Below are 6,995 nucleotides of genomic sequence, written 5' to 3'. Positions count from 1 at the left end.
CCCCCCAACAGGAGCCGTCCCCGATGCCCGCCGCCCCCGCCAACACCCCCGCCCCTCTGTTCGCCGCCATCGACATCGGCGGCACGAAGATCGCCGGGGCGCTGGTCGACGACCTCGGGCGGCTCCACCACCGGGTCCAGCTGCCGACCCCCGCCCAGGAGCCGGCCGGGGCGGTGTTCGCCGTCGTGCACAAGGTGCTGGACCAGCTGGCCGGATCACCGGACTGGGCAGGAGTGACCGCCCTCGGCATCGGCAGCGCCGGCCCGGTGGATCTCGTCCAGGGCACGGTGAGCCCGGTCAACATCCCCGGCTGGCGCGGCTTCCCGCTCGTCGCCGAATCAGCCGCACACCCGGCCGTGGCCGCCCGCCACCTGCCCGTACACCTGGCCGGGGACGGCGTCGCGATGGCCGCCGCCGAGCACTGGCGGGGTGCCGCGCGGGGCGCCGCGAACGCGTTGTGCCTGGTGGTGTCGACGGGCGTCGGCGCGGGCCTGGTCCTGGACAGCTCCGTCCGGCCCGGGCCGAGCGGGAACGCGGGTCACCTCGGCCACATCACGGTCGACCTGGACGGCGAGCCCTGCCCGTGCGGTTCGCGGGGCTGTCTGGAGGGCATCGCCAGCGGCACGGCGATCGCCCGCCGGGCGCTCGCCGAGGGCTGGCAGCCGGCCGGGGAGGACCGTTCGGCCCGCGCCGTCGCCGAAGCCGCCACCGCCGGCGACCGGATCGCGCTGGCCTCCTTCGACCGTGCCGCCAAGGCCCTGGCGGCCGGGATCGCCGCCACCGCCACGCTCGTGGACCTCGACCGGGTGGTGATCGGCGGAGGAGTCGCCACCGCCGGGGAGCTGCTGTTCACCCCGCTCGCCCGGCACCTCGACGAGTACGCCGCCCTGCCGTACGTCCGGGGTCTCGACGTCCGCCACGCCGAACTCGGCACCGATGCGGGCCTGATCGGCGCCGCCGCCCTCTGCCGCTGACCCGCACACCGCACACCACGCGCCACGCACCGCGCACCACCCACCGCGCGCCACGCACCACCCCCAACCCCCGGGAGACCCGTCATGCACCTTCTCCCTCCCTTCGCCCTGCTCCACAACCCGGTCCGCACCTACGCCTGGGGCTCCCTCACCGCCCTCCCCGAGCTGACCGGCACAGCACCGACCGGCGAGCCACAGGCCGAGCTGTGGATGGGCGCGCACCCGTCCGCCCCGTCCCTCCTCCTCGACCCCGACGGCCCCACCACTCCGCGCCCACTCGACGAACTGATCGCCGCCGCCCCCGACACCCTGCTCGGCCCCGACACCGTCCACCGCTTCGGCCCGGTACTCCCGTTCCTCCTCAAGGTGCTCGCCGCCGACCGGCCGCTGTCAATCCAGGTGCACCCCACCCGGGCGCAGGCGGCCGCCGGGTACGACGACGAGGAGGCGCGCGGCATCCCGCTCGACGCGCCCGAGCGGATGTACAAGGACCGCGAGCACAAGCCCGAACTGCTCTGCGCCCTCACCGACTTCGAGGCCCTGTGCGGCTTCAGGCCGACCGCCGCCACCGCCGACCTCCTCGACACCCTCAACACCCGCGACACCCGCAACGTCCGCAACACCCGCGGCGTCCCGATGCTCGCGCCCTGGGCCGACGCCCTCCGCAGCCGCCGCCCCGCCGCCGAGGTCCTCCCCGACCTGCTACGCGACGCCTTCACCAAGACCCGCCCCACCCACTCCGAACTCGCCACCCTCGCAGCACATTTACACCGCATCGCCGCCACCGACAGCCCGTACGCCGAGGCCTGCGCCGCCTACGCCCGCGCCGCCGACGAGCACCCCGGCGACCCCGGCCTCATCGCCGCCCTGCTCCTCAACCACGTCCGGCTGGCCCCCGGCCAGGCGCTCTACCTCGGGGCCGGAGTCCCCCACGCGTATCTGCGAGGCACGGGCGTGGAGTTGATGGCGAACTCGGACAACGTGCTGCGCTGCGGCCTCACACCGAAGCACGTCGACGTGGACGGTCTCCTCGCCGTGACGTCCTTCGACCCGTCCGAAGCAGACGTCCTCGACCTCACCGGCGAGGGACAATTCCCAACCCCCACCCCCGAATTCAGCCTCTCCAGGCTCCACCCCACCGAGTCCCCCAACCGCGCCGACCTCCCCACCCCCCAGATCCTCCTCTGCACGGAGGCCGCAGCCCGCCTCCGGTCCCCCGACGGAGCCGTCCTCGACCTCCCCCGCGGAGCCGCCGCCTACCTGCGCCCGGGCGCCGGGCCGGTGTGGCTGACCGGCCCGGGCGCCGAGGTGTTCCGCGCCACCACCGGCGCGCCGGCTCAGGCGGGCAGCGGGTGGCCGAAGAGCAGGTCGTAGCCGTCGGGGAGCTGGTCGAGCACGCGGTCGACGAGGTCCCCGGGCGCGAGGTCGACGGTGGTGCTGAGGACGGCCCCGATGTCCCACTGCGCGGTCGCCGGGGTGGCCCCGTCGATCCAGCCGACGACGGCCTCGACGAAGCGCTCGGCGGTGAGCGGTGCGCAGGTCGGCGCGGCGTCGCGCAGGAGGGTGGCATAGGCGCCGGGCAGGGCCTCGGCGAGCTCGCCCCGCTCGCCGCCGACCAGGTGCTCGCCGAGCAGGGCGAGCACGACGCGGGTGGCGTGGTCGGCCTCCGCGCGGCCCCCGTACTCCCCGCGTTCGACGACGCGGTCGAGGAAGTCCTCCGAGGAAATGGTCATCGCGTCCTCCTTCCGCCCGGTGGGTACCGGCGGGAAAACGGCGGCGACGGCTGCCGCGGCGGCCGGGAGCGGAATGCGACCAGCGTGCGCGGGGGGACCGACGCAGCACGTCACCGACGCCGAACGTACCGGTGCCCGTGCTGCTCAGCGTACTGCGGAAGGGCGGGCGGGCGGACCGACGCCATTGTCGATCACACCCGAATTCGACCCGGTCCGTCAGGCCGCGGAGGCCCGGCACCGCCGGCGCGTGCGGCGCGCCGCGGTGGGCCCGCCGGCCCTGACCGGGACCCACTGCGGCGGCCCGGACGGCGGCGCCGTCGGCGCGGCCGCGTCGACCCGAAGGCACTCCGGCATAAACCCGGAGAGAAAACGCCGTTCGCTCTGGCTGAGTTTCCGCGAGCGCCCGGATTCACGGTCCCTGGCGACCACCACGGTACGGGCCCGCATAAAGACGAGCGGTTCCCGGCAGACATTCACCTCGACGTGTGCGGAACTACGCCCGAGCCGTTCGACGGAGATCCGGACGGACAATGGCTCGGGCCGGTGGTGCAACTGTTCCAGGTAATCGATCTCGTGCCGCGCGATGATGAATCCGGACGGGAAGAGCGATTCCCGCACGGCGGTCGCGTGGTGGCGGAACAGGTCGTAAATCCCCTCCTGGACGTAGCCGACCAGCCGGGCGTTGTTGATGTGCCCGTTCTCGTCGACGTCGCTCCACCGGGTGGGGCAGGCCAGCACGTGCGCGCCCGGGTGCAGGGCGCTCACTGCCGCGTCAGCCCGGCGCCGGCCTCGGCGGGGAGCAGCGCCCGCTGCAACCTGGCGTAGTAGGCGGACTGTTCGCTCGCCATGCGGGCCGCAGTCCAGCCCTCCTCGGCGGCCTCGGCGGCGGTCTGCACGACCAGGCTGTCGAGCACCGCGTCGACCGAGCGGCAGAGTTCGGCGACGGCGGCCAGGCGCTCGGTGACGTCGGAGCCGCCGGCCGCGCTGCGGGCCGGGAAGGCGGCCAGCGAGTCGACCGCGAGTCGCAGATCGTCGACCGCGGCGGGCTGCTGCTCGGAAACGCAATTGCGCATGTTTTCTCCCGGAAAAGTCGCGGCAGGGCAGGGCCCGGCCCTGGTCGAATGCGTCGGATTACGCCGGGGGGAACGGTCGGACCACCCCCGGGCGGAACGGACGCTATCCCAGCCCGCACGGCCCGCGACAGGTTTGCGGACGATCAAGGGAAACTCACTTCCATTGGAGTAGTTTGGCGGGGCACAAAATATGCCGCATCAGCCGAATGCTCCGGCGCGGGGCGTGTATTCGCCACCCTCCGCCACCCCTGGTGCCGCGGCCGCCGTCACCAACCCCCGCCCCACCAGCGCGCCTTGTAGAGGTGGGTGCCGCGCAGGACCCGGGTGCCGCCGGGCCGGTGGAAGGTCAGGACGGAGGTGCACCAGTCGCACGGCGCGGTGTGCTCGGGGGCGACGGTGAGGAGGCGCCCGGTGCCGGGTTCGTCGCCGACGCTCTTGAGGTCGCGCTCGGCGGCGCGGTCGGCGAGCCGGACGGGGGTGAAGCGGCCGGCGGCGGTGTCGTACTGCCAGAGCGCGGTCAGGGTGCTCACCCAGAACCGTCCCGGCGCGGCGAGGACGGGCGCGAGGTCGTGCCCGCCGCGGCCGGGCAGCGGGACGGCGCGGACGGCGGTCAGCGCGGGCGCGGCCGGGGTGCCGCCGACGCGGAGGGCGGTCAATTCGTCGTCGCCGAGCGCCCAGAGCAGGCCGGTGCGCCGGTCCCACTGGACGCCGTGCGCGCCGGGGAGCGGAAACTCGGCGTGCGCGGTGGCCCGCGGCCCCTGCGAGGCGGTGTAGACGCGCACCCAGCCGCCCTCGCTCGCGGCGACGGCGACGTTGCCGTCGGGGAGCAGCTCGATGCTGTGCGGGTTGGCCGCCGCCCCGGCGTCGGTCGCCCAGCGGGTCGCGCCGGTGGTGGTGTCCACGACGGCGGCGAGGCCGCCGGAGGCGGTGACCAGCAGGAAGCGCCGGCCGCCGCGTATTCGGCTCTTGGCCTCGTCCGGAGAGGTCCACGTGGTGGCGGGCCCGAGGTCGGCGAGGTCGGGTGCCAGGTCGGCGCTCCAGCTCCAGACGACGGGCAGCCGGTCGGGACCCCGGTAGGCCATCAGCTCCTCGGCGCTCTGCAGGACGAGCACGCGCCGCGACCCCTGGTCGACGACGGCCACCGCCCAGCCGGGCTCGACCGCGTACGCCCCGGCGGCGGGCGCGCAGAGCAGCAGGGCGCACAGGCCCACGAGCGTCCTCCTCGGCACGCCACCACCGTGCCGGGCCCGCGCGCCCGCCGCACGGCACACGCAGCCGAACGGGCGTGCGAACCGCCGCCCGACCCCCCCTACGCCCTTGCCGCCCCATCCCGCAGGCCCGCCGCCCAGATCCGACCCGACTCCAAGCCGACTCCGACCCGACTCCACACCGGTCAAGCCTTGGTAAAGTCCGGCCGGGCCCCTGGCAGTACCATTTCACGTATCACATCATGCTCCCCATGAGAAAAGTCATCGCCCTCCTCTCGGCCGCCGCGGCCGTCGCCGCCCTGGGCGGAGCCGCCTCCGCCGCCGAGCCCGACACCGCCGCCCTGGAGGACACCGGCCAGGGCAGCCTCGTCTGGAGCTCCTGCAACGACGCCACCACGCCGGCGCTCCAGTGCGCGATGCTCGACGTCCCCGTGAACTACGCCGACCCGCACGGCCGGAAGATCAAGATCAAGCTGAACCGGCTGCCCGCCACCGCCCCCAAGGACCAGCAGCAGGGCCCGATCCTGCTCAACCCGGGCGGCCCCGGCGACTCCGGCCTCTGGATGCCCGCCTACATCTCCGGGCAGATCCCGAAGGACGTCGCCTCCACCTACGACTGGATCGGCTTCGACCCGCGCGGCACCAACGCCAGCGACCCCCATGTCGTCTGCGACGCCCACTACTTCGACGCCGAGCGCCCCGACTACCAGGTGAGCCAGGGCACGTCGAAGGCATGGCTGAAGAAGGCCGCCGGGTACGCCGCCGACTGCGCGGCCGACTGGTCCTGGCTGCTGCCGCACATGACGACGGTCGACAACGCGCGCGACATGGACAGCATCCGCCGCGCCCTGGGCGTCCAGAAGATCAACTTCTACGGCGGCTCGTGGGGCACCTCACTGGGCTCGACGTACGGCCAACTCTTCCCGAAGCACGTCCGCCGGATGGTGCTCGACAGCATCGTCGGACCGACCATCAGCTGGTACGACCACAACATCCTGCAGGACAAGGAGCACCAGCGCCGCTTCGACGCATTCGCCGACTGGGCCGCCAAGGCCGACTCCGTCTACCACCTCGGCACCGACCGGGCCGCCGTCGAGAAGGCGTACGCCCAGGTCGAGGACGCCCTGCGGAAGGACCCGGTCGACGCCGCGCCCGCGCCCGGCAAGATCGGCCCGGCCGAGTTCGAGGACACCTTCTACGGCGGCGGCTACAACTTCCTGCGCTGGCCCCGGATGGCGACCGTCCTGTCCTCCTACCTCGTCCAGCACGACACCCGCCCGCTGAACATCGCCTACAACAAGTACGCCGCGCCCGGCTCCGACGACGGCACGTTCCCCGCCTACAACGCCGCGCAGTGCACCGAGAACGCGTGGCCGCGCGACTGGGAGACCTGGAAGAAGGACCAGGCCAAGGTCAACGCCGAAGCGCCCTTCTACACGTATAACAACATGTGGTACAACGCCGCCTGCATGTTCTGGCCGTACCAGGGCAACCAGGCCGGCCGGCTGAAGATCACCGGCAAGGGCCTCCCGCCCGTCCTCCTCTTCCAGGCCACCGAGGACGCCGCCACCCCGTACGAGGGCGGCCTCGCGATGCACGACGCGCTTCCGGGCAGCAAGCTGGTCGTGCAGGACGGCGGCAGCTTCCACGAGATCCTCTTCCACGGCAACGCGTGCCTGGACGACACCTTCACCGCCTACCTGCGCGACGGCAGCCTGCCCGACGGCAAGGGCCGCGTCGCCAAGACCTGCGCCCCGGAGGCCGATCCGGCCCCCGTGCTGGTGACGCCGCCGCCCACCCTCACCGCCAAGACCGCGGCCCCGGCGGCGCCGCTGTCGCCCACCGACCCGGAGGCCGTGCACGGCGTCCTGCGGTGACTCACCTCCGTGGGGGGGGGGGGGCGGCCCCCGGGGGGGGGGCGGGGGGGCGCCCCCCCCCCCCCCGCGGGGGCGCCCCGCCCGGAGGGAGGATGTGGTGCGGGGGGGGGGGGCGGGGCGGGGAGGGGGA

General features: G+C 74.0%; 7 protein-coding genes. 3 read left to right on the top strand and 4 right to left on the bottom strand.

The annotated features are described in order from the left end of the window. The first annotated feature begins 23 nt into the window (after window positions 1–23). Together ACFXDE_RS43520 and manA are read left to right on the top strand one after the other, a co-directional pair. Window positions 24–974 carry an ROK family protein gene (locus tag ACFXDE_RS43520; protein WP_380499750.1) on the top strand — a complete coding sequence of 317 codons (951 nt, stop codon included), beginning with the start codon at window positions 24–26 and terminating at the stop codon, window positions 972–974. 84 nt (window positions 975–1,058) lie between these two features. Beyond that, on the top strand, window positions 1,059–2,348 hold the full coding sequence (manA, locus tag ACFXDE_RS43515; protein WP_380499749.1) for a mannose-6-phosphate isomerase, class I: 1,290 nt from the start codon (window positions 1,059–1,061) through the stop codon (window positions 2,346–2,348). On the opposite strand, the gene ACFXDE_RS43510 is transcribed toward manA, so the two are convergent. The 4 genes from ACFXDE_RS43510 to ACFXDE_RS43495 form a co-directional block, all read right to left on the bottom strand. Further along, complete coding sequence (locus ACFXDE_RS43510) at window positions 2,312–2,707, bottom strand: DUF2267 domain-containing protein (protein WP_380447588.1); 396 nt, start codon at window positions 2,705–2,707, stop codon at window positions 2,312–2,314. The genes manA and ACFXDE_RS43510 overlap by 37 nt on opposite strands. A 216-nt stretch (window positions 2,708–2,923) precedes the next feature. Next, window positions 2,924–3,472, bottom strand: coding sequence for an acyl-CoA thioesterase (locus ACFXDE_RS43505; RefSeq protein WP_380499748.1), 549 nt, complete (start codon window positions 3,470–3,472; stop codon window positions 2,924–2,926). Then, window positions 3,469–3,780 (bottom strand): hypothetical protein, encoded by a 312-nt coding sequence (locus tag ACFXDE_RS43500; protein ID WP_380499747.1) that lies wholly within the window; start codon window positions 3,778–3,780, stop codon window positions 3,469–3,471. The genes ACFXDE_RS43505 and ACFXDE_RS43500 overlap by 4 nt, the downstream gene beginning before the upstream one ends. Before the next feature lie 266 nt (window positions 3,781–4,046). Continuing rightward, window positions 4,047–5,009, bottom strand: a complete 963-nt coding sequence (locus tag ACFXDE_RS43495) for a DUF6528 family protein (RefSeq protein ID WP_380499746.1) — start codon at window positions 5,007–5,009, stop codon at window positions 4,047–4,049. Window positions 5,010–5,239: 230 nt separating this feature from the next. On the opposite strand from ACFXDE_RS43495, the gene ACFXDE_RS43490 reads away from it, so the two are divergent. After that, window positions 5,240–6,865, top strand: a complete 1,626-nt coding sequence (locus ACFXDE_RS43490) for an alpha/beta hydrolase (RefSeq protein WP_380499745.1) — start codon at window positions 5,240–5,242, stop codon at window positions 6,863–6,865. Window positions 6,866–6,995 lie beyond the last annotated feature (130 nt).

The sequence above is a fragment of the Kitasatospora sp. NPDC059408 genome (assembly GCF_042751525.1).
Taxonomy (GTDB): domain Bacteria; phylum Actinomycetota; class Actinomycetes; order Streptomycetales; family Streptomycetaceae; genus Kitasatospora.
This window is presented reverse-complemented; position numbering and strand designations above follow the sequence as displayed.

Excerpts from the sequence above, each read along its gene's own strand:
- ACFXDE_RS43520 (WP_380499750.1), top strand. The coding sequence starts at position 24 with ATGCCCGCCGCCCCCGCCAACACCCCCGCCCCTCTGTTCGCCGCCATC.
- ACFXDE_RS43490 (WP_380499745.1), top strand. The coding sequence starts at position 5,240 with ATGAGAAAAGTCATCGCCCTCCTCTCGGCCGCCGCGGCCGTCGCCGCC.
- ACFXDE_RS43510 (WP_380447588.1), bottom strand. The coding sequence starts at position 2,707 with ATGACCATTTCCTCGGAGGACTTCCTCGACCGCGTCGTCGAACGCGGG.
- manA (WP_380499749.1), top strand. The coding sequence starts at position 1,059 with ATGCACCTTCTCCCTCCCTTCGCCCTGCTCCACAACCCGGTCCGCACC.
- ACFXDE_RS43500 (WP_380499747.1), bottom strand. The coding sequence starts at position 3,780 with ATGCGCAATTGCGTTTCCGAGCAGCAGCCCGCCGCGGTCGACGATCTG.